The organism is Streptomyces sp. NPDC026206 (assembly GCF_040638465.1).
In the GTDB taxonomy this organism is placed as follows: Bacteria; Actinomycetota; Actinomycetes; order Streptomycetales; family Streptomycetaceae; genus Streptomyces.
The window spans coordinates 732,140-752,969 of record NZ_JBEZYL010000001.1 but is presented as its reverse complement, the minus strand read 5'-3'; the positions used below and the strand labels follow the sequence as shown (position 1 = coordinate 752,969).

The following is a 20,830-nucleotide window of genomic DNA, read 5'->3' as shown; positions in this document are numbered from 1 at the left end:
CCCCGTGTTCCGTACCGCCCTGCGCAACCTCCTCGCGCACAAGACCCGGCTGATGATGACCGCCCTCGCGGTCCTCCTCGGCACCGCCTTCGTCTCCGGCACCCTCGTCTTCAGCGACTCCGTCGGCAGCGCCTACCGCGACCGGCTCTCCAAGAGCCTCGACGACGTCGCCGTCCAGGTGACGGCCGGCGGCCCCCGCGCCCGTGCCGAGGACCAGGCCGCCCTCGACACCCGCGTCGTCGACACCGTCCGCACCCTGCCCGGCGTGGCCTCCGTCCGCCCGTCCGTCACCGGCACCCCCGTGATCGCCGACCGGCAGAACAACGCCACCGGCAACGCCTGGGGCAACAGCGGCACCAACTACGTCCCCGGCAAGGACGGCAAGGACAGCCGCTACCCGCTCGCCGAGGGCCGCGGCCCCGCCGCCGAGGGCGAGATCGCCCTGGACACCAAAACCGCGGGCAAGATCGGTGCCAAGGTCGGCGGCACCGTCCGGCTGGCCGTCGACGGCCCGGTCGTCACCAAGAAGCTCGTCGGCATCGTCAGGAGCGACGACCCGCGTGTGAGCGCGGGCGGCAGCCTCGCCCTCTTCGACACCGCGACCGCGCAGAAGCTCTTCGGCAAGCCCGGCGAGTTCAGCGAGATCGTCGTCGCCGCCACCCGCGGCACCGACCAGCAGAAGCTGACCGCGGAGGTCCGCGAGGCGCTGCCGAAGTCCTTCGAGGTCGAGAGCGGCAAGAAGCTCGCGGAGAACCAGGCCAAGGGGATCGACCAGGAGACCGGCTCGATCCGCAAGACCTTCCTGGTCTTCGCCGGCATCTCCCTCTTCGTCGGCATCTTCATCATCGCCAACACCTTCACCATGCTCATCGCCCAGCGCAGCCGGGAGATCGCGCTGCTGCGCGCGGTGGGCGCCTCCCGCCGCCAGGTGGTGCGCTCGGTGCTGATCGAGGCTGGTCTGCTGGGCCTCGTCGCCTCCGCCGCCGGTTTCGTCCTCGGCCTCGGCATCGCCGCCGGTCTGCACCCGCTGCTGAACTCCACCGGCGCGAGCCTGCCGGACGGCCCGATGGTCATCACGCCGACGGCCGTACTCTCCGCCCTCGGAGTCGGCGTCGCAGTGACCGTGCTCGCCGCTTGGCTGCCGTCCCGCAAGGCCGCGCGGATCGCCCCGGTCGAGGCGCTGGCCGCCGTCGACCAGGCACCGACCACGCGCAGCCTCGTCGTGCGCAACTCCATCGGCGCGGTCCTCACCGCCGCCGGTGTGGCGGTCATGCTGTACGTCACCACGCTGCGCACCACCGGCGGTCTGACGGCCGCCATGGCAGGCTCGGCACTCACCCTCGCGGGCGTCATCGTGCTGGCTCCGCTGCTCTCCCGCCCGTTCGTGAACCTCTTCGGCCGGCTCACCGCCCGCTTCTCCGGCGTCAGCGGCAGGCTCGCCAAGGAGAACGCCCTGCGCAACCCGCGCCGCACCGCCGCCACCGCCTCCGCCCTCATGATCGGTCTCACCCTGATCACGGGCCTGACCGTGGCCGCCGTATCGGCGAACGAGGGCATGAACAAGATGGGCAAGCAGGACCTGAAGGCCGATTACAAGGTCAGCTCCTCGGGCTACCTCGGCCTCTCGCCCGAGATCGCGAAGACGCTCGCCGGGCAGCCCGGCGTCGAGGCGGCGGTTCCGCTGCGCTCGCTCGGCTTCGAGGCGGACGGACGTCCCGCGCTGGCCTACGCCACCGACGTGCGGGCCGTCGCCAAGGTGACCGACGTGCGCATGGTCAGCGGCTCGCTCGCCGACGTACGCGGCACCGGCGCCGTCGCGGTCGGGGAGAAGTTCGCCGAGGAGCGGGGCCTGAAGGCCGGTTCGACGCTGCCGATGGCGTTCTACGACGGCAAGAAGGCGAGCCCGCGCGTCGCGGCGGTCTACCGGGACAACGACGTGCTGACCGACGTCCTCACCACCCCCGCCCTCCTGGACCCGCACCAGGACAAGGTGCACGACGACCAGGTGCTGGTGAAGGCCGCCCCTGGCCGGGCGAAGGGCCTCCACGGCAAGATCAAGGAGTCCCTGGGCGGCAACCCGCTCATCAAGGTGCAGAGCCAGGACGACCTGCGCCGCTCCCAGGCCGGGAACATCGACGACGTCCTCTACCTGATGTACGGGCTGCTGGGCATGGCCGTCGTCATCGCCGTCATCGGCGTGGTCAACACCCTGGCCATGTCGGTCTTCGAGCGGACCCGGGAGATCGGGATGCTGCGCGCAATCGGCCTGGCCCGCCGTGAGGTCAAGCGGATGGTGCGGCTGGAGTCCGTGATCATCGCAATGTTCGGCGCGGTCATGGGCGTCGGGGTCGGCGTCTTCCTCGCCTGGTCGGGCGGCCACCTGCTCCGCGCGTCCTTCCCTCAGTACGAGATGGTCGTGCCGTGGGCGCGGATCGGGGTCTTCCTGCTGCTGGCCCTCGCGGTCGGAGTCCTGGCCGCGCTCTGGCCGGCCCGCCGGGCGGCCAGGCTGAACATGCTGGAGTCGATCGGGGCGCAGTGAGGCTCGCCGGGCAGCGGTGGGCCGGCTCCCCGACAAGGGCCCCCACGGCCGTGGAGGGGCCGTACGACAGCAGCTCCCCGTACGACAGCAGCGCCCCGCCCGGGTGAAGTCCGGGCGGGGCGCTGCTGTCGTACGGGGCGGGCCGGGGCCTAGAAGACCGACTCGGCCTCGTCCATCCGGTTCTCCGGCACGCGCTTGAGCTCGGTCACCGCGTCCGCCAGCGGCACCATCGTGATGTCGGTGCCCCGCAGCGCGGTCATCTTGCCGAAGTCGCCCCGGTGGGCTGCCTCGACGGCGTGCCAGCCGAAGCGGGTGGCGAGGACGCGGTCGTACGCGGTGGGCGTGCCGCCGCGCTGGACGTGGCCGAGGATGACCGGTCGGGCCTCCTTGCCCAGGCGCTTCTCCAGCTCGACGGCGAGCTTGGTGCCGATGCCCGCGAAGCGCTCGTGGCCGAACTGGTCTATGGCGCCCTTGGCGTATTCCATCGAGCCCTCGGCCGGGTGCGCGCCCTCGGCGACGCAGATCACGGCGAACTTCTTGCCACGGGCGAAGCGCTCCTCGACCATCTTGACGAGGTCGTCGACCTCGAAGGGCCGCTCGGGCAGGCAGATGCCGTGGGCACCGCCGGCCATGCCGGACTCCAGGGCGATCCAGCCGGCGTGGCGGCCCATGACCTCGACGACCATCACCCGTTGGTGGGACTCGGCGGTCGTCTTGAGGCGGTCGATGGCCTCGGTCGCGACGCCGACGGCGGTGTCGAAGCCGAAGGTGCGGTCGGTGGAGGAGATGTCGTTGTCGATGGTCTTGGGGACGCCGACGACCGGCAGGCCCGCGTCGGAGAGCATCTTGGACGCGGTGAGCGTCCCCTCGCCGCCGATCGGGATCAGGACGTCGATGCCGAGGTCGCGGGCGAGCTCCTTGGAGCTCTCGCACGCCTCGCGCAGCCGCGCGCGCTCCAGGCGGGAGGAACCGAGGATCGTGCCGCCGCGGGCCAGGATGCCGCTGACGGCGTCCAGGTCGAGCTTGCGGTGGCGGCCCTCGAGCAGGCCCTTGAAGCCGTCCTCGAAGCCGATGACTTCGTCTCCGTGGCCGACAAGCGCGCGGTGCACGACCGAGCGGATGACAGCGTTCAGGCCAGGGCAGTCGCCGCCCGCGGTGAGGACTCCGATGCGCATCGTGCTGTGTCTCCTGCTCGCTACTGGTACATGTGAGCCGGGCCGATTGTTTCACGGGCCGGGCGGTACTGCCGCACCCCCGACACCCGCTGACGAGCGCCTTATCCACGGGCGCAGGTATTGTCAAGAGGGCAAGGCCACCCTAACGGGTTTTATTTTCTTCCGAAGAACACTCGGCGAAGCATCAAGGAGAGCACGCGTGACGCGCAGCGTGTACGTGACCGGGACCGACCGCGGCGACGGGCGCCAGGTCATCGAGCTGGGAGTCATGGAGCTCCTCACTCGCCATGTCGACCGCGTGGGCGTCTTCCGTCCGCTCTTCCACGGCGACGGCCCCGACCGCCTCTTCGACCTGCTGCGGTCCCGCTACCGGCTCGCGCAGTCCACCGAGAGCATCGTCGGCCTGACCTACGGCGAGGCCGCCGCCCTGCAGGCCGAGCGCGGCACGGACGAGCTGGTCTCCCTCCTCGTCGAGCGCTTCCACGCGGTGGCCCGGCAGTACGAGTACGTGCTCGTCCTCGGCACCGACTTCGCGGGCACCACGCTCCCCGACGAACTCGCCCTCAACGCGCGCCTGGCGAACGAGTTCGCCGCGTCCGTCATCACGGTCGTCGGCGGCCAGGAGCAGTCGGCCGAGTCCGTACGGGCCGAGGCGCGCAACGCCTACCGCGCGTACGAGTCGCTGGGCTGCGACGTCGTCGCCCTGGTCGTCAACCGGGTCGCCCCGGCCGACCGCGAGGCCATCGCCGAGCGGCTGACCACGAGCCTGCCGGTGCCCTGCTACGCACTGCCCGAGGACGGCTCGCTCTCCGCGCCGACCGTGCGGCAGATCGTGCAGAAGCTGGGCGCCGAGGTGCTGCTCGGCGACGACTCGGGCCTCTCGCGCGACGCGAAGGACTTCGTCTTCGGCGGCGCCATGCTGCCGGCCTTCCTGCCCGCCCTGACCGAGGGCTGCCTGGTGGTGACCCCCGGCGACCGCGTGGACCTGATCGTCGGCGCGCTCGCCGCGCACAGCGCGGGCGCCCCGCCCATCGCCGGCGTGCTGCTGACCCTGGACGAGCGGCCGGGCCCGGACATCCTGGCGCTGGCGGGCCGGCTGGCCCCGGGCACCCCGGTCGTCTCGGTGCCGGGCGGCTCGTTCCCGACCGCGGCCGAGCTCTTCGCGGTCGAGGGGAAGCTGGAGGCGTCCTCGCCGCGCAAGGCCGAGACCGCCCTGGGCCTCTTCGAGCGGCACGTGGACACCACGCAGCTGACGAACCGCATCTCCGTGGCCCGTTCCAGCCGCGTGACGCCGATGATGTTCGAACACGAGCTGATCGAGCGCTCCCGCTCGGCCCGCCGCCGCGTGGTGCTGCCCGAGGGCACCGAGGAGCGCGTGCTGCGCGCGGCCGACGTGCTGCTGCGCCGTGACGTGTGCGACCTCATCCTGCTGGGCGAGGAGGAGACCATCCGCAAGCGCGCCGCCGACCTGAGCATCGACCTGGCCGGCGCGCAGCTCATCGACCCGCAGACCTCGCCGCTGCGCGAGCGCTTCGCCGAGCTCTACGCGAAGGTGCGGGCCCACAAGGGCATGACCGTGGAGCTGGCCCACGACGTCGTCGCCGACGTCTCGTACTTCGGCACCCTGATGGTCCAGGAGGGCCTGGCCGACGGCATGGTCTCCGGCGCGGTGCACTCCACCGCCGCCACCATCCGGCCCGCCTTCGAGATCATCAAGACCGCGCCGGGCGCGCAGATCGTCTCCTCGGTCTTCTTCATGTGCCTGGCCGACCGGGTCCTGGTCTACGGCGACTGCGCGGTCAACCCCGACCCGAACGCCGAGCAGCTCGCGGACATCGCCATCCAGTCCGCGGCGACCGCCACCCAGTTCGGCGTGGAGCCGCGGATCGCGATGCTGTCGTACTCCACCGGCACCTCCGGCTCCGGCGCGGACGTCGACAAGGTCCGCAAGGCCACCGAGCTGGTGCGCGAGCGCCGCCCGGACCTGCTCGTCGAGGGCCCGATCCAGTACGACGCCGCCGTCGACGCGGCCGTGGCGCGGACCAAGCTGCCCGGCTCCGAGGTGGCGGGCAAGGCCACGGTGCTGGTCTTCCCCGACCTCAACACCGGGAACAACACCTACAAGGCCGTGCAGCGGTCGGCGGGCGCAGTCGCGGTCGGCCCGGTCCTGCAGGGCCTGCGCAAGCCCGTCAACGACCTCTCGCGCGGTGCGCTGGTGCAGGACATCGTCAACACGGTGGCCATCACCGCCATCCAGGCACAGGGCGAGCAGCGCGGCGAGCGCACGGAACCCTGATCCGCGTCATCGGCGTCCGTACGGCCGTACGGGTGCCCCGCCGGGCCCCTCGCCCGCGGGTATCCGTACGGCCGTGGCCCGCACCCCCTGCCCGCATCCCGTAGAGCATCCCGCAACCCCCTCCCACCGCACGCTCCCACCCCGGAAAGCCTGATGACTGCCAACGCCACCCGAGTCCTCGTCCTCAACTCCGGCTCGTCCTCGCTCAAGTACCAGCTGCTCGACATGGCCGACGGCGCCCGGCTGGCCCTCGGGCTGGTCGAGCGCATCGGCGAGGAGACCTCGCGGCTGGCACACACCCCGCTGGCGACGGGCGGCACCAGGCGCGAGCGCCAGGAGCCCTTCGCCGACCACGCGGCCGCCCTGAACGCCGTGGCCGCGGAGCTGTCCGCCGACGGCCTGGGCCTGGACTCGCCGGAGCTGGCCGCGATCGGCCACCGCGTCGTGCACGGCGGCAAGAAGTTCACCGAGCCGACGGTCGTCACCGACGAGGTGATGGCGGAGATCGAGCGGCTGATCCCCGTCGCACCGCTGCACAACCCCGCCAACATCACCGGCATCCGCACCGCCCAGGCGCTCCGCCCCGACCTGCCGCAGGTCGCGGTCTTCGACACCGCCTTCCACACGACGATGCCGGAGTCCGCCGCGCGCTACGCCATCGACGTCGAGACGGCCGACGCGCACAGGATCCGCCGCTACGGCTTCCACGGCACCTCGCACGCCTACGTCTCCCGCGAGACCGCCAAGCTGCTGGGCAAGGACCCCTCCGAGGCCAACGTCATCGTCCTGCACCTGGGCAACGGCGCCTCGGCCTCGGCGGTCGAGGGCGGCCGCTGCGTCGACACCTCCATGGGCCTGACCCCGCTGGAGGGCCTGGTCATGGGCACCCGTTCCGGTGACATCGACCCGGCGGTGATCTCGCACCTGTCCCGCAACGCGGGTATGTCCATCGACGAGATCGACTCGCTCCTGAACAAGAAGAGCGGTCTGATCGGACTGTGCGGCGACAACGACATGCGCGAGATCCGCCGGCGCATAGACGAGGGCGACGAGCGGGCGGCGCTCGCCTTCGACATCTATGTACACCGGCTGAAGAAGTACATCGGCGCCTACTACGCGGTTCTGGGCAAGGTCGACGCCGTGGCCTTCACGGCGGGCGTGGGCGAGAACGCGGCGCCCGTGCGCGAGGCCGCCGTGGCCGGTCTGGAGGAGCTGGGCCTGGTCGTGGACGCCGGTCTCAACGAGATCCGCTCCGACGCGGCGCGGCTGATCTCCCCCGAGTACGCCCGTGTCGCGGTGGCCGTGGTCCCGACCGACGAGGAGCTGGAGATCGCCACCCAGGTGTATGCGCTGGTCAGCTCTTGATCGCCGCTTCGTCACCCGGTCGCCTCTTGGCCTTTCCCACAGCTCGAATATTCCGCTCCGAAACAAACCGATAGGATCCGCCTCATGCGCCGTTCCAAAATCGTCTGCACACTGGGCCCCGCCGTCGACTCCTTCGACCAGCTGAAGACGCTGATCGAGGCCGGTATGAATGTGGCCCGCTTCAACATGAGCCACGGGACCCACTCGGAGCACGAGGAGCGGTACCACCGCCTCCGCAAGGCCGTGGAGGAGACCGGCCGCGCCGTGGGCGTCCTGGCCGACCTTCAGGGCCCGAAGATCCGCCTGGAGACCTTCGCGGACGGCCCCGTGGAGCTGGTGCGCGGTGACGAGTTCGTCATCACCACCGAGGACGTCCCCGGTGACAGGACCATCTGCGGCACGACCTACAAGGGTCTGCCCGGTGACGTCACCAAGGGCGACCAGATCCTCATCAACGACGGCAACGTCGAGCTGCGCGTCACCGAGGTCGACGGCCCCCGGGTCAGGACGATCGTCATCGAGGGCGGTGTCATCTCCGACCACAAGGGCATCAACCTGCCCGGCGCGGCGGTGAACGTCCCGGCGCTGTCCGAGAAGGACATCGACGACCTGAAGTTCGCGCTCGCGATGGGCTGCGACATGGTCGCGCTGTCCTTCGTCCGCGACGCCACGGACGTCAACGACGTCCACCGCGTCATGGACGAGGTCGGCCGCCGGGTGCCGGTCATCGCCAAGGTCGAGAAGCCGCAGGCCGTCGAGAACATGCTCGAGGTCGTCATGGCCTTCGACGGTGTGATGGTGGCCCGTGGCGACCTGGCGGTGGAGTACCCGCTGGAGAAGGTCCCGATGGTGCAGAAGCGCCTCATCGAGCTGTGCCGCCGCAACGCCAAGCCGGTGATCGTGGCGACCCAGATGATGGAGTCGATGATCACCAACTCGCGCCCGACCCGCGCCGAGGCCTCCGACGTCGCCAACGCGATCCTGGACGGCGCGGACGCGGTCATGCTCTCGGCCGAGTCGAGCGTCGGCGCGTACCCGATCGAGACGGTCAAGACGATGTCCCGCATCGTCGAGGCGGCCGAGCAGGAGCTGCTCTCCAAGGGCCTGCAGCCGCTGGTGCCGGGCAAGAAGCCGCGCACGCAGGGCGGCTCGGTCGCCCGCGCGGCCTGCGAGATCGCGGACTTCCTGGGCGCGAAGTCGCTGGTGGCCTTCACCAAGTCCGGCGACACGGCCCGCCGCCTGTCCCGCTACCGCACGGCCCAGCCGATCCTGGCCTTCACCACGGACGCCTCGACCCGCAACCAGCTCACGCTGAGCTGGGGCGTGGAGACCTACGTCGTGCCGCACGTGGACAACACGGACGCGATGGTCGACCTCGTCGACGCCGAGCTGCTGAAGCTCAACCGCTACAACGAGGGCGACACGATGATCATCACGGCCGGCTCCCCGCCCGGCATCCCGGGCACCACCAACATGGTGCGGGTGCACCACCTGGGCGGCGAGACCCGCTGACCCACACCTCGAACGCCGGACGGGCTGCAGATGCAGCCCGTCCGGCGTTCGAGAACAGCACAGCAGCCAGCCCGTCCGGCGCTTGAGGACACAGCACAGCCACCAGCCCGTCCGGCGTTTGAGGACAAGAAACGGTGCCAGGGCGGGGCAGGGGCAAAACCCACCCGCCACGCCCTGGCACCGCACAGCCGGGGCACCCCTACGGGTACGTACCCTCCGTGAGGTACTGCCGCAGATTCGGGATGTGCAACGTCCCCCCGTACTGCCCCGCCTGCCGGATCTTCACATCCGTGAAGAAGATCGGAATCGGCAGCTTCACCCCGGGAATCAGCGGCGGCAGGCTCGACGGCGACTGCGTCGACGGCAGCACGCCCAGGAGCTTTCCCTTCAGCTCCTCCGTGTACATGGTGATCCTGGCCCCGGAGACTGTGGACGTCGTCCCGGATCCGGCGACGTGGTACTGCTTGCCCTGATTGTTGACGATCTGATGCAAGTCCTTGATCGCCAGCGAGTCGGCGGTGAACTTCAGCACCGACTTCTGCTGCCCGTTCACCATCGTGATCCGCTTGACGCCCTCGTAGGTCAGCCCGGTCAGCGTGAGCTTGCTCGCCTCCAGGTACCAGGGCTGGTTCGGGAAGGCGCGCTTCTCGTTCTCGTCGATGACGTGCGACGCCGGGCACGGGGGCAGCGGCTTGTCGGCGTCCGGTGACGCCGTGGACGAGGGATCGGGCGTGGGCTTCGCCGACGGCGACGGCGTCGCGGCGGGTTCACCGGGCACCTTGAGGGCAGGCGTGGGCCCGCCCTTGGCCTTGGCCGACGGCGGCTGCGCGGGCTCGGACACCGGCAGGGACGGTGACGGCGGTACGGGCGCCGGCTTCACGCCCGGCGCGGACGGCGCGGACGGCGCCGGGGACGGGCCGGCCGTCGCCTTCTTCCCGCCCGTGAGGATGCCGGTCAGCTTCTCGCCGAGGCCCAGCGGATCCAGCGGATTGACCGCCTTGGAGGGCGACGGGGACGTCGACGGAACCGGCACCGGAGCGGGTGCCGGCGCCGGCTTCACGCCCGGCACAGGCTGCGCGGAGGACGAGGCGGAGGGCTCGCGACCCCGGCTCGTACCGCTGCCGCCGCTCCCGGCCCCGCCCGGCGAGGCCGAGGACGAGGAGGGCGAAGGCGACCGGGAGGAGGACGGCGACGGCTTCCCGCTCTCGTCCGCCCCGGGCGCGGGCGTCCCGCCCGGCTCGGCCTCCGCCGCCGCGTCCGGCGCGGTCGCGCACTGTGCGTCGCCGAAAGGTTTCGTCGGCTGCACCGGCTTCGCCTGCGCCAGCGTGGGCGTCAGGCCCATGCCCATCAGCACCGCGCTGGGCATCGCCGCAAGGGCGATCGCCTTGCCGGCCGGCATGTGCAGCCGGGACAGCAGGGGCTTGCGCGGCGCGGCATGGCGCGGGCCGGTTCTTGCGAGGTCTGCGCGTTCCTCGTCAGTCGCCACGGTGCCTCCCGTCATTCCCCTTCACCAGGCTGGGGCCGGTGGGGGTACCGGCGTCGTCCCCGCCGCTGTCGGCCGGCGCGTGGGCCGGCGTCTCGGCCGACACCTCGGCCGGCGCCTGGGCCGGCACCTCGGCCGACACCTCGGCCGGCGGCCTGCCCGGCATCCAGGAGACGCCGAGTCCCCCGCCGATGAGGGCGAGCAGGAAGCCGATCAGAAAGGCGCCGAAGTTCGAGACGACCAGCGAGACCAGCGCGAGCAGGATCGCGGCGACACCCGCGAAGACCCTGGACTGCGGCTGGAACCACATGGTCAGACCGAGCACGATCAACAGCACGCCGATGATCAGCGAGCCGGCGCCGGCCGTCGTGGCCATGCGGAGGTGCAGGTCGCCCAGGGTCATGGTCTGGTACGGGATGTACGTGATCGGGATACCGGCCAGAATGCACAGCATTCCGCCCCAGAACGGGCGTCGGCCTCGCCAGTCCCAGAATGAACGGCGGGTGCGGCCGAGATTGTCGATCAGCCGTGGTCGCGTGTCGGCGCTCATGTGTACAGCTCCTCGGGACTGGCGAATCGGTGGTACGTGGCGAAGCACGGAGCGACGCGCGGGCCGGTACGGGCACGGAGACGTGAGCTGCGACCGCCGCCCCGTACCCGTCCGTTCAGCGCGTCAATTCTTCATCTTGGGACACGCGGAGGCGCCCATGCTGACGCCCATGTGCAGACCGGGGAGCGTGAACGTCCCGGCCGAGGTCGCCCAGGCACGCTGATCGACCTGGGTGAACATCACCTCGTCGGCCTGCTGGGCGAAGGAGCCCGGTACGTACGCACCACGGCCGTCCTTGCCCGGGGCCGCGGGGCCGGGGCCCTTGTTGGTGTCGGTCACCGAGACGCCGATGTCGACGTTGGTGAACGTGGCGTTGGCGGACAGTTCGTCGGCGTCGATGTAGAGCTTCTTGGCCTCGACCTCCTTGTCCTTGCCGGCCGTGAGCTTCATCGACACATCGCCGAACGGCGTCGGGATGGTCACCGCCTGGCAGAGGTTGGTGATCTTCGCCGTCTCGATGCCGACCACCGCCACGGGCTTGTTGCCCTTCTTGGTCTGGTCGAGCGCTCCGTACTGGACGAACCCCCAACCGTGCAGGCTCTCCGCCGTCACCTGGAACTGCTGGCCCGACACACTGAACGACGCCGCGAGGGCGCCCTGGGCGACGGCCACGCCGATCGCGGCCGTCGCCGCGACGCTGGGCACCATGACGACGGCGAACCGCCGCCATCTGGTCCCGCCACGAGTCTGGGACTTCACGACTTTCCTCCTTCTCGGACGTACACCTCCGGGCGGGGCTTGCGGGCCCGTGCCCGGGATGGAGAAGCGCTACGTCCTCGGGAAGAAGAGCGCCGTCGCATTCGGCGGCGCCAATCGCGCCCGATACACACCGGCGTTCACCCCCGAGCGACAACCACTGGCCACGCCTTCGCGCAACCGCCGGGACAGGCCCTGCCGTTGACGGCAGGGACCCCCCTGTCCCCAAGGACCGGCGCAGATGCGCCGGACGGCCCGGTGGGGACCCATGACCCCGCGCGACCGGATGGCCGGGCGGCGGGGATGGACCGGGCTGGGCCGATCGTGATGCATTCCCGGCCGGGGCACAAGAGGCTGATTACTGGCGAGTAACGAGCCGATAACCAAGGGGCGACCACTCGGCATCGGCCCCCTGCGCGAAGGCTCCGCAGCGTGTTCGGAAAGAAGCGGAGGAAACAGAAGAACCCGGGCGAAAACCCGGGTTCTTCTTACTTGCAGTAACAGGACGCGCGATTACCAAGATTTGGTAAAGCGCAGTGGCTGTGCCGCTTGGGGCACAGGAGGGACGAGGGTCGGTCAGAACAGCGCGCGCGAGAGCGCCGCCCTTGCGGCCGTCACCCGCGGGTCGTCGGGGCCGATCACCTCGAACAGCTCCAGCAGCCGCACGCGGGCCGCCTCACGGTCCTCGCCGGCCGTCTTCCTCACCACGTCGGTCAGCCGCCCGAAGGCGTCCTCGACATGCCCGCCGACCAGGTCGAGGTCGGCTGCCGCGATCTGCGCCCGGACATCGCCCGGCGCGTCCGCGGCGGCCTTGCGGACCTGCTGGGGGTCCATGCCCTGCACGCGCTGCAGGAGTTCGGCCTGGGCCAGGCCCAGCTTCGCCTCGGGGTTGCCGGGGTCGTCGGACAGGACGTTCTGGTACGCGCGCACCGCGCCGCCCAGGTCACCGGCGTCCAGCGCGTCGTGCGCCGCGCTCAGGGCGCTGTCGTGCGGACCGGCCGGAGCCATCGGCGCGGCGACGCCGGCACCCTCTCCCACCGCGTCACCCTCGACGGGCCCGCCGACGATGCCGAAGCGCTGCTCGGCCAGCGCGACGAGCTGATCCAGCACCTGCCGGATCTGCTCCTCGGGCGCCGCGCCCTGGAAGAGCGGCAGGGCCTGTCCGGCCACGACCGCGAAGACGGCGGGGATGGACTGCACGCCGAACTGCTGGAACAGCAGCTGATTGGCCTCGACGTCGACCTTGGCGAGGACGAACCGGCCCGCGTACTCCTGCGCCAGCCGCTCCAGCACCGGGCTGAGCTGCTTGCACGGCTCGCACCAGTCGGCCCAGAAGTCGACGACGACGGGCACCTCGGCGGAGCGCTGCAGGACTTCCTGGTCGAAACCCGCTTCATCGGCGTCGAAGACCAGGCGCCCGGCACCGGCGGCGGGCACGCCGCCGCCCTGGCGCGCCGCTTCCGCGCGCGCCTGCTCCGCCTTCTGCTTCGCTTCGCCGGCCGCCTTCACCGCGGCGAGGTCGACCACTCCACTCATGGACATGTTCCGTGGCTGCATGGGCCTATCCTCCCCCCTCCGCGCGGCGAACCGGAAAAGTACGCCCAGGGCGTGATTTCCGTACCCCTGAACCGTGAACCCGTAGCGGTTCGCTGTGACGCCGGGTCCCCACCCGGCATGCGTGGTTGTCGCTCTCAACTCTTACGCTACGAGTCGTAGCGTAACTGGAAGCGTCACCCGTGGCGCTGTGATCTGAGTCATACCGGTGGACCTACCCGGCGGTAAGGTCCCTCCCATGACCCCAGCTCCTCCCCCCGCCAGCCGCACCTCCGGCGGCCGTACGGGCCGGCCGCGCAGCGCCGAGGCCGACCGCGCGATCCTCGGCGCCACGCGCGAAGCCCTGGTGGAGCTCGGGTGGGGCAAGCTGACGCTGGGCGACGTGGCGGCCCGGGCCGGGGTCGCGAAGACCACCCTGTACCGCCGCTGGGCGGGCAAGAACGAGCTCGTCGTGGACGCGGTGGCGGCACTCTTCGACGAGCACCTCGAACTCCCCGACCGGGGCAGCCTGCAGGCCGACATCGAGGGCGTCGTGCTGCAGTTCGCGGCACTGCTGGAGCGCCCGGAGACCAAGACGGCACTGATGGCCGTGGTGGCGGAGTCGACGCGGGACGAGGCGCTGCGCGACCGCATCCGCGGGGCGATCGTGGACCGGCAGAAGCGGCTCGTACTCCTCGGGCGCGAGCGCGCCCAGGCCCGCGGGGAGCTGCCGCGCGAGGACGACCCGGGCGCGGCGGCCCGTACCGCGGATCTGATCTTCGACGTGATCGCGGGCGCGGTCGTGCACCGGACGCTGGTGAGCGCGGAGCCGGTGGACGCGGAGTGGGCGCGGGGGTTTGCGGGGCTGCTGGTGGGCGGCCTGGGGGTTATGAGTCAGGCCTCGGGTACGTAGCGTATGAAGTCCGCCCAGGCGGCGGCGGGTATGGAGAGGTGGGGGCCGTCCTTCCGTTTGGAGTCACGGAGGCGGACGGTGTCGGGGGCGGTGGCGACTTCGACACAGGCGCTGCCGTCACTACCGCTGTAGCTGGACCTGAACCAACTGAGCTTCATAGTTCTTCTGCCACCTCGCTGATGAACTGAGCCGATTCCGCGTCGCCGAGGGCATGCATGCGGATCATGGCATGCCGCTTCATCAGGGCACTCACCCTCTCGACATCCGCATGCAACATGCCGGTTTCCTGACCCTCCTCGTAGCCGTAGTGCCTGTGGTCAGCTGTCTCGACCACGATGAATGGCCCGCCGAGGCCCGGGGTGACGCCAAAGCCCATGGGCAGTACTTGGACCGACACGTGGCGCTGCTCGCCGACCTCCACCAAACGGCAAAGCTGCGCCTTCATCACCTTGGGTCCGCCCACGTTGCTCCGCAGAGCCGCCTCATGGATCACAAAGCTGAACAGCACGATCGGCCTCTCCAGCAGCTCCTGCCTCTGAGCCCGAGCGGCCACGCGCGACTCGATGGTGTGGTCGTCCACAGGTGGACAGTGGTTGCTCATCAGCGCACGCGCGTAATCCTCGGTCTGCAGCAGCCCCGGAATGAGCAACGTCTCGTACCAGTGCAGGGCGATCGCTTCAGCCTCGAGCGTCAAGTACTCCTGCGCCCGCACAGCGAACCGCTCTGGTTCGAGATAGGCCAGCGCGGCTGCGAGCTTCCCCCTCGCCCCGCACATCTCATCCGCGACCTCAAGCAACCGCTGGCTCGGCTTACGCCGCCCCTGCTCCATGGACTTGAGGGCCTCGTACCCGTACCCGGCCTCCTGGCTCAGCGCCTCCCGGCTCACACCCGCGTCCATCCGCCACAACTTGACCTGGTTCCCGCAGGTCACCGGTGACCGAGCCCTCGTGGCAGTTGACGCCGACGACGCGCTTGCCCCCCTTCTCCAGGGCCTGCTGGTAGCGGAAGGCGCTCTCGGCGATCTCGCCGGTGAACCAGCCGTCCTCGATGCCGCGCAGGATGCCGGAGGTGATGGGGCCGATGGGGTGCCTGCCGTCGGGGTGGGCGCGCAGGCCGCGCTCCCTGATCACCGAAGACGAGATCAGCCACGAGACCGAACTCGTCTGGCTCGAAGACACCACCGACCTGGACTACGTACGTCAGAGCCTGGACCGCCTGCCCACCCGCCGCGGCAAGCCCGCCTACCACCGCGACGGCCGCATGATCGGCTACGCCATCCTCGGCCCCGCCGCCAAACCCTCCCGCTCCTCCGGCACCTTCCGCCGCCGCGTCTTCTGGCTCCTTCCCCACGACCGTGACAGCGCCCCGGAGGGTCTCTACGTCACTGGAGCCCCGGCCGAAGCCGTTGACCCACGCACCCTGGCGGCGGGGGCCAAGGGCAGTAAGACAGAACGCTCCGAAGGCGGTCCGCCGTCCACCGCGATGCGCGAGCTGGGCATAACTTTGCCGCTCTGAGCAGCTCAGTGATCGTCACAAATGTGGAAGTAGCCACCCCCAAATATTGTGAGGCATCCCAAATGCTCTGGGGACCAGGAGCGATAGTGCTGCGCCTGATCCCCAGGATCGGTTAGCGTACGGCCTGTCGATCCGATATTAGTTGGGGTTCAAGGCGTCGGACATCTCTTGACGCAAATGCTCCAGGAATCCCCAGAACCCGTTTGTAATCGAATCAACGCCTGAGTCGTCAACGTCGTACGTGGAGCCGATCAGGGCTCCACCCTTGAGGTGGTACACCTTGTTGCCCGAGGAGTTCAGGGCGAAAAGCCCGCCTCCCCCGTCCGACCCGAAAACGATGATTGAGTCGTTGACGCTTCCGATTACCTCTGTGGGCTGCCCCCAGCTAGTCCGTCAACGACATCCTCGGCAGAATTCACAAAGATTCCGTTACCGACATCAGGAAGCTGCACTTGCTTCACTTTACGGTAAAAGTGGATTAGATCGCTCGGAACTTCCTGGGCGGAAAGCGCCTGAAGTGCGTCATTCTCCTGATCGGCGACAACTGCTACAAGACAGTTCTCTCCTGGATCATAGCCGTAGGTAGCCTCGAAGTTCATCGTGAATTCAGAAGTGAGCTTCGACATTGCGTCGATCCAGCTACTTAGGTTCTCGCAAGTAGTAGTTATCGTATCCATTGCCGTGATGTCAACTAATTCCATCAGGTAATGCATGAGCCCCGCCAGGATTTACCTGACGGGGCCCACGTTGCGCTTGATCGTTCAAGTGGAGTTGTTATCGGCCGCTCAGTGGCAGGTCCGGCAAGCTCCGCAAAAGAACCCGTACCTTATCCTTGGTTGCTCCCACGCGAGTGTCGAAGTCCCGATCGTCCCCGGTCTCGAGCGCTTCACTCATGAGCGATTGGACAAGGAAGAATTCTTCCCTGGTCATGGTGACCACGATCTCTGAGCCTTGATCCTGCACCTGCACGTAAGGTTCCTATTCCGGTCTGAAATTCCTGGTGAAGTATTCGTAGCCTTCCTTAGGTGCGAAAGTAGTCCCTCCGTCCCTGGAATTAGGATTTCTGATTACAATCACGCCGTTTCGCCAGTAAGCGCTGCGTCCACCGCCCCCGACTCGCCGTTCTCCGTTGAGAATCACATCTTGGATCATCTCGGCGAACTGTTGGCGAGTCCGAATGCCTGGGAACTCGCCCTGACTCAGCACATGCTTTTCGAACGCGTGCCCGTCCGCGCCCGCGAGCTCCTCCCCAGCAAGCCGGGCCTGCAGACGCCGCTCGTTGGCAACATTGCAGCTGCTGTTGTGTACGAGGACGGGAGTCGCGCCCGCGAGCACATAGTACGTGTGAAGGCCTTCAACGGTGAGGTTGTAGGTACGTGCTTGTTGGCTATATGGGTGGTTGTCCAGGACCCGGACTATGGTCTGGTTACTGGTGAGCAGGCTGGAGCCTGGTGCGAGTTTGCTTGCCGGGAGCCAGCGGCGCTGCTCAGGGTTCCAGAACGGGTGCTCGGAGGTGGCCGCAAGTTTCTTCGCGCCGTCAGGGGTTCCGATTGTCAGTTCATTGAACTGTTTATCCTCGTCCGTGACGATTCGCCGGGTGACTGTGCGGGGTGTCGGCTCCCGTGTGTTTGGGTCGGCAGCGAGGACTTGGTCTCCTTCTCTGACGTCCTCGATCTTTTTAGTGGTGTGGTCGGCCATGAGCACTTGAGTGCCGGCCAAGAAGCATTTACAGGGAAACCATTTCCGAATGATGTCTCGGACAGTGCTGCCACCCTTTTTGGCGGCTTTCCCTAGCTGGGAAGCCTTTTTCATGGGGCTGAGCACCAGCATGAGATCTTTGCAGCTGTCAAAGTCCTTTTTGTCGAGGCATTCGACTCCGCTTTTCAGGCCGTACCATTCGAAAGTAAAGCCCAAGGCGCCGTCGTAGCACCGTACATCAGTCTTAGGGCATTCTTTATTCCAGACGGCTATTTCGCCAGTCTCTAGCGCTCTTTTCCGGGCGTCGGCTTCCTCTGTTCTTATTTGGTGAAGAAGTTCTGTCTCGCGGTCCTGGATCCACAGTGCGTGTGCGTGTGCTTTTACTTTTGCCGAGGCGATCGTGGCTGCGTCGGCGTCCTGACCGGCTTGAGTGGCTGAGGCGTAGGCTTCGGCGGCTGAGCGGTAGGCTTCGCCGGCGCTGTCCTGGGCCCAGGCGGCCGATGCTTCGGCGTCGGCGGCGTATGAATCAGCGGCGTCGGCATCTGCTGCTGCTGCTGCTGCGGCTTTTCGGGCGGTCTGGGCTGAGCGTGCGGCTTCGGCGGCGTTTTGTGCCGCTTGTTCTGCGTACTGGCGTGCCTGTGTGGCGTATTCCTGGGCCTGTTTGGCTGATTCCTTGGCTTGTCTGGCGTAGTCGACGGCCTTGTCTGCTGCCTCGTTGGCGGTGGCTGCCACCGCGGCGGCGTCCGCCGCGTTTTCTTGTGCGGTCGCAGCGGCTATGCCTGCTTGGGCGATGAGTTGCTTGACGCCTGCGATGTGAGTGGCGGTGAGCTGGTCCAGGCGGGCTGTGGCGTACTGCCCGGTCTCGATGAAGGCGTGGAGAAGCTGGGGCGGGCTTTCGAGGGCGACCTTGGCGGCTGCCTTGGTCTCGGGTCCGCCGCCGTCCATAAGACGGGAAGCGGCGACGCGCTCGTCGGCTTCACGCGCCGTGTACTGAGTTTCCGCCAGGAACTGGCGGAGCTTGTCGACGGAGTCGTCCCTGAGCGCGGTGCGGGCGGCGGCCCTGACCTCTTTTCCTGCTCCGTCGGACACCTGGCTGATGCGCAGGCGGTAGTCGTTGAGCGCGGCGTCGTGCTGGCCGGTGTTCAGGAAGGCGCTGATCTGCTTGGAGTCGCCCTTGAGTGCTTCTTGCGCTGCTTTGCGGACTGCCTCGAGACTGCTCTCCAGCGCGAGGCGCTGGACCTCGGCGCGTTCGTCTTCCTGCACGGCTTCTTGCCGGCCGGATCGCAGGTACCTGAGGACGGCGTCGTCGGATCCTGCGAGTGCGGCCTTGGCAGCCGCCTGACTCCAGGGGCCATGGACCTTGAGAACCTGGACGGCCAGCTTGCGGCCCTGGACGGCCATCTCCTTAGCGTTGGTGCCCGGCTTGGATGCCTCCGCCGCAAGGCGTGCGGCTTCCTCGTCGAGTGCCTTGTTCTCCGCGGCTGCGCGCTTGACGCCCGCTGCGCGCTGGTCGTCTTCCTGGCTGAGGACCCTGGCACGCTCGACCCGGATGGCGGTTCGAGCTGTAAGCTCTTCGGCCTCGACCTTCCGGGCGACTTCTTGCACCTTGCGCGCTGTCTCCACAGCGGCGGTTGCCTGGTCGGCTGCTTCCTTCGCCGCCTTGGCATGCTCATCCGACTGTTTCGCCGCGCTCACTGCCTCGCCGGCATGCTGAGCCGCTTCCTCGGCAGCCTTGGCAGCGTTCCGAGCGTGCTGGGCCGCCTTTTTCGCTGCCTCCAGCGCCTCATCGGCTGCATTGGCTGCTTCATTGGCCAGTGCCTGCGCCTGCCTTGCCGCACGGGCGGACGCGGCAGCCTGGCTCCGGGCCATGGCTGCGTACTGCCGTGCCTGAGCGGCCTGAGCACTCGACTCCCCGGCATGGCCTCCGGCTTCGTCTGCTGCGTCGGCTGCCTCACTGGCATTGGCACTCGCGCTGGCAGCGGCGCCGGCAGCGGCCTGAGCAGCCCTCGCGGCAACCCCGACCTGCTTGACGGCCTCGCCGAGCTCGTCCACTGCACGAGCAGCGGCATAGGCGTTCTCAGCCGCCTGACGCGCGGCGGCTGCGCCATTGGCATCCGTCGCCGCGTTCGCTGCTGCGCTGCGAGCGCGTGCTGCCGCCTCGGATGCCGCGGCGGCAGCGGCGGCGGCGTTGGCCGCGGCGTTGGCCGCCATCCGTGCTGCATAGTTAGCGGCCTGAGCAGCACTGATGGCGTCTTGGGCAGCACTGGCCGCGCCCGCCGCCGCGTTGGCTGCTCGTCCTGCGGCACTCGCAGCGCGGGAAGCGTCCTTGCCAGCGGCTTTGGCTTCGGCTGCGGCCTTCTTAGCCGATTCCTTCGCCAGTTCCGCTGCCTTCACAGCCCGCTCGGAGGCTTGTTTGGCTGCCTCGGTCTGCTGCTTGGCTACCTTGCCGGCCTCGATGGCTTGCTGAGCCAGCTGGGTAACACTGGTGCGTTCCTGGTCACGAGAGCGCGCGATGTGCTGACCAACGTTGAGGAACTCGCGGACGTCCTCGATGGACCCCCTGAGCGCGACCCGACCAGCCTCCTTGGTCGCCGGACCGCCGGCGTCCATGATCTGGGAAACCTTGAGACGGTCGTCGGCTTCCTGCGCCGTGTCCTTAGCCTGCTCCAAGAACTCGCGGACATCTTCGGCGGAGCCCTGCAGGGCCGCACGGCCAGCTTCCCGCACGGCAGGCCCGGCGCCGTCCATGACCTGCGAGACCTGGATGCGCTCGTCTTGCTCCAGAGGTTCCTGCCAGCCGTCCTTCAGGAAGGCCCGCAACTCTTCCGCCGTGCCGGCAAGCGCCTTGCGGGCTGCCTCACGGATACCAGGACCCCCGGCATCGTAGATACGCGAGGCAGCAATCCGGTCATCGTTGAGTTCGGCCAGATCCCTGTCGCGATCGAGGAAGCGACGTATGTCTTCATCGGTTCCCGCAAGGGCCGCTTCGGCCGCCGCCTTGACCTCGGGACCGCCCCGCGCCCACAGCTCCACCACTGAAGCGCGCGCACCTAGGCCCGAGAGGCCGTCGTTCTTTGTCCCCTCGGCAGCGGCCGCTCCATCGAGCAAACCCAAAAGAAGTGCCATTGGCAGCAGGAACGCACAGGCTACACGTATGCCAAGTGACCTCCTTTCTGGGGGGCTTTTCAAAAAAAGATGGTATCTCACCGACGTTTTCTTCCTTCCGATGTCATAGGCGAAGATCAACGCGGTGAGCATAGCCGTGGTTCATATGGCAGCAGAACGGGATGGCGGGTAGCCGAGAAACATGACGACCGTGAGGGGATCATGACAATTTCGCCGAGCCTGTGGTGTTGCCGGAGGTAACACCACAGGAGTCGGCGCCGTCGCCTGAGGAAGAGTCAGGGTGTCGTGACTCAAGGAGACCTGATACGTTCTCGGCAACTCTTTATCTTGTAATTATATCCGGCTTCTGCTTTCATGAAGCCCGGGGAA

General features: G+C 68.6%; 15 protein-coding genes and 1 pseudogene. 6 read left to right on the top strand and 10 right to left on the bottom strand.

Features of this window, described 5'->3' with window-relative positions; all coding sequences use genetic code 11:
* The first annotated feature begins 4 nt into the window (after positions 1-4).
* On the top strand, positions 5-2,539 hold the full coding sequence (locus AB0F13_RS03525; protein WP_362074365.1) for an FtsX-like permease family protein: 2,535 nt from the start codon (positions 5-7) through the stop codon (positions 2,537-2,539).
* A gap of 149 nt (positions 2,540-2,688) precedes the next feature.
* Here AB0F13_RS03525 and AB0F13_RS03520 read toward each other — a convergent pair whose 3' ends face one another.
* Positions 2,689-3,714, bottom strand: a complete 1,026-nt coding sequence (locus tag AB0F13_RS03520; protein ID WP_362074362.1) for an ATP-dependent 6-phosphofructokinase — start codon at positions 3,712-3,714, stop codon at positions 2,689-2,691.
* A 199-nt stretch (positions 3,715-3,913) separates the two neighbouring features.
* On the opposite strand from AB0F13_RS03520, the gene pta reads away from it, so the two are divergent.
* From pta to pyk, 3 genes are all read left to right on the top strand, one after another.
* A complete protein-coding gene (pta, locus tag AB0F13_RS03515; protein WP_362074359.1) occupies positions 3,914-6,010 on the top strand; it encodes a phosphate acetyltransferase in 2,097 nt (698 codons plus the stop codon).
* Between the two features lie 153 nt (positions 6,011-6,163).
* Positions 6,164-7,375, top strand: coding sequence for an acetate kinase (locus tag AB0F13_RS03510; protein ID WP_362074356.1), 1,212 nt, complete (start codon positions 6,164-6,166; stop codon positions 7,373-7,375).
* Between the two features lie 84 nt (positions 7,376-7,459).
* Positions 7,460-8,887, top strand: a complete 1,428-nt coding sequence (gene pyk, locus AB0F13_RS03505; RefSeq protein ID WP_362074353.1) for a pyruvate kinase — start codon at positions 7,460-7,462, stop codon at positions 8,885-8,887.
* A 199-nt stretch (positions 8,888-9,086) separates the two neighbouring features.
* On the opposite strand, the gene AB0F13_RS03500 is transcribed toward pyk, so the two are convergent.
* The 4 genes from AB0F13_RS03500 to AB0F13_RS03485 all read right to left on the bottom strand — a co-directional run bounded on the left by AB0F13_RS03500 (position 9,087) and on the right by AB0F13_RS03485 (position 13,233).
* The gene (locus AB0F13_RS03500; RefSeq protein WP_362074350.1) at positions 9,087-10,373 is read right to left on the bottom strand and encodes a hypothetical protein; all 1,287 of its coding nucleotides are present in this window, start codon (positions 10,371-10,373) and stop codon (positions 9,087-9,089) included.
* A complete protein-coding gene (locus AB0F13_RS03495; protein ID WP_362074347.1) occupies positions 10,363-10,920 on the bottom strand; it encodes a DUF6114 domain-containing protein in 558 nt (185 codons plus the stop codon). Before AB0F13_RS03495 ends, AB0F13_RS03500 begins: the two co-directional genes overlap by 11 nt.
* 123 nt (positions 10,921-11,043) lie before the next feature.
* Positions 11,044-11,679 (bottom strand): DUF6230 family protein, encoded by a 636-nt coding sequence (locus tag AB0F13_RS03490; protein WP_362074344.1) that lies wholly within the window; start codon positions 11,677-11,679, stop codon positions 11,044-11,046.
* A gap of 573 nt (positions 11,680-12,252) precedes the next feature.
* Positions 12,253-13,233 carry a tetratricopeptide repeat protein gene (locus AB0F13_RS03485; RefSeq protein WP_362074342.1) on the bottom strand — a complete coding sequence of 327 codons (981 nt, stop codon included), beginning with the start codon at positions 13,231-13,233 and terminating at the stop codon, positions 12,253-12,255.
* A 235-nt stretch (positions 13,234-13,468) separates the two neighbouring features.
* Between AB0F13_RS03485 and AB0F13_RS03480 the strand changes: the two genes are divergently transcribed.
* On the top strand, positions 13,469-14,122 hold the full coding sequence (locus tag AB0F13_RS03480; protein ID WP_362074339.1) for a TetR/AcrR family transcriptional regulator: 654 nt from the start codon (positions 13,469-13,471) through the stop codon (positions 14,120-14,122).
* Here the strand turns inward: AB0F13_RS03480 and AB0F13_RS03475 are convergent.
* The 3 genes and pseudogenes from AB0F13_RS03475 to AB0F13_RS03465 form a co-directional block, all read right to left on the bottom strand.
* Positions 14,104-14,280 carry a DUF397 domain-containing protein gene (locus AB0F13_RS03475; protein WP_362074336.1) on the bottom strand — a complete coding sequence of 59 codons (177 nt, stop codon included), beginning with the start codon at positions 14,278-14,280 and terminating at the stop codon, positions 14,104-14,106. The two genes, AB0F13_RS03480 and AB0F13_RS03475, sit on opposite strands and share 19 nt — an antisense overlap.
* The gene (locus AB0F13_RS03470) at positions 14,277-15,053 is read right to left on the bottom strand and encodes a helix-turn-helix transcriptional regulator (RefSeq protein ID WP_362074333.1); all 777 of its coding nucleotides are present in this window, start codon (positions 15,051-15,053) and stop codon (positions 14,277-14,279) included. Before AB0F13_RS03470 ends, AB0F13_RS03475 begins: the two co-directional genes overlap by 4 nt.
* Positions 15,046-15,243 (bottom strand): annotated as a pseudogene (locus AB0F13_RS03465) (methylmalonyl-CoA mutase family protein); the annotation flags it as partial. The pseudogene AB0F13_RS03465 and the gene AB0F13_RS03470, both read right to left, overlap by 8 nt.
* Here AB0F13_RS03465 and AB0F13_RS03460 point away from each other — a divergent pair.
* Positions 15,203-15,637, top strand: coding sequence for a DUF6009 family protein (locus tag AB0F13_RS03460; RefSeq protein WP_362074330.1), 435 nt, complete (start codon positions 15,203-15,205; stop codon positions 15,635-15,637). The pseudogene AB0F13_RS03465 and the gene AB0F13_RS03460 overlap by 41 nt on opposite strands.
* A gap of 362 nt (positions 15,638-15,999) precedes the next feature.
* On the opposite strand, the gene AB0F13_RS03455 is transcribed toward AB0F13_RS03460, so the two are convergent.
* Both AB0F13_RS03455 and AB0F13_RS03450 read right to left on the bottom strand, forming a co-directional pair.
* Positions 16,000-16,350 (bottom strand): hypothetical protein, encoded by a 351-nt coding sequence (locus tag AB0F13_RS03455; RefSeq protein WP_362074327.1) that lies wholly within the window; start codon positions 16,348-16,350, stop codon positions 16,000-16,002.
* 265 nt (positions 16,351-16,615) lie between these two features.
* Positions 16,616-20,593 carry a polymorphic toxin-type HINT domain-containing protein gene (locus AB0F13_RS03450; RefSeq protein WP_362074324.1) on the bottom strand — a complete coding sequence of 1,326 codons (3,978 nt, stop codon included), beginning with the start codon at positions 20,591-20,593 and terminating at the stop codon, positions 16,616-16,618.
* Positions 20,594-20,830 lie beyond the last annotated feature (237 nt).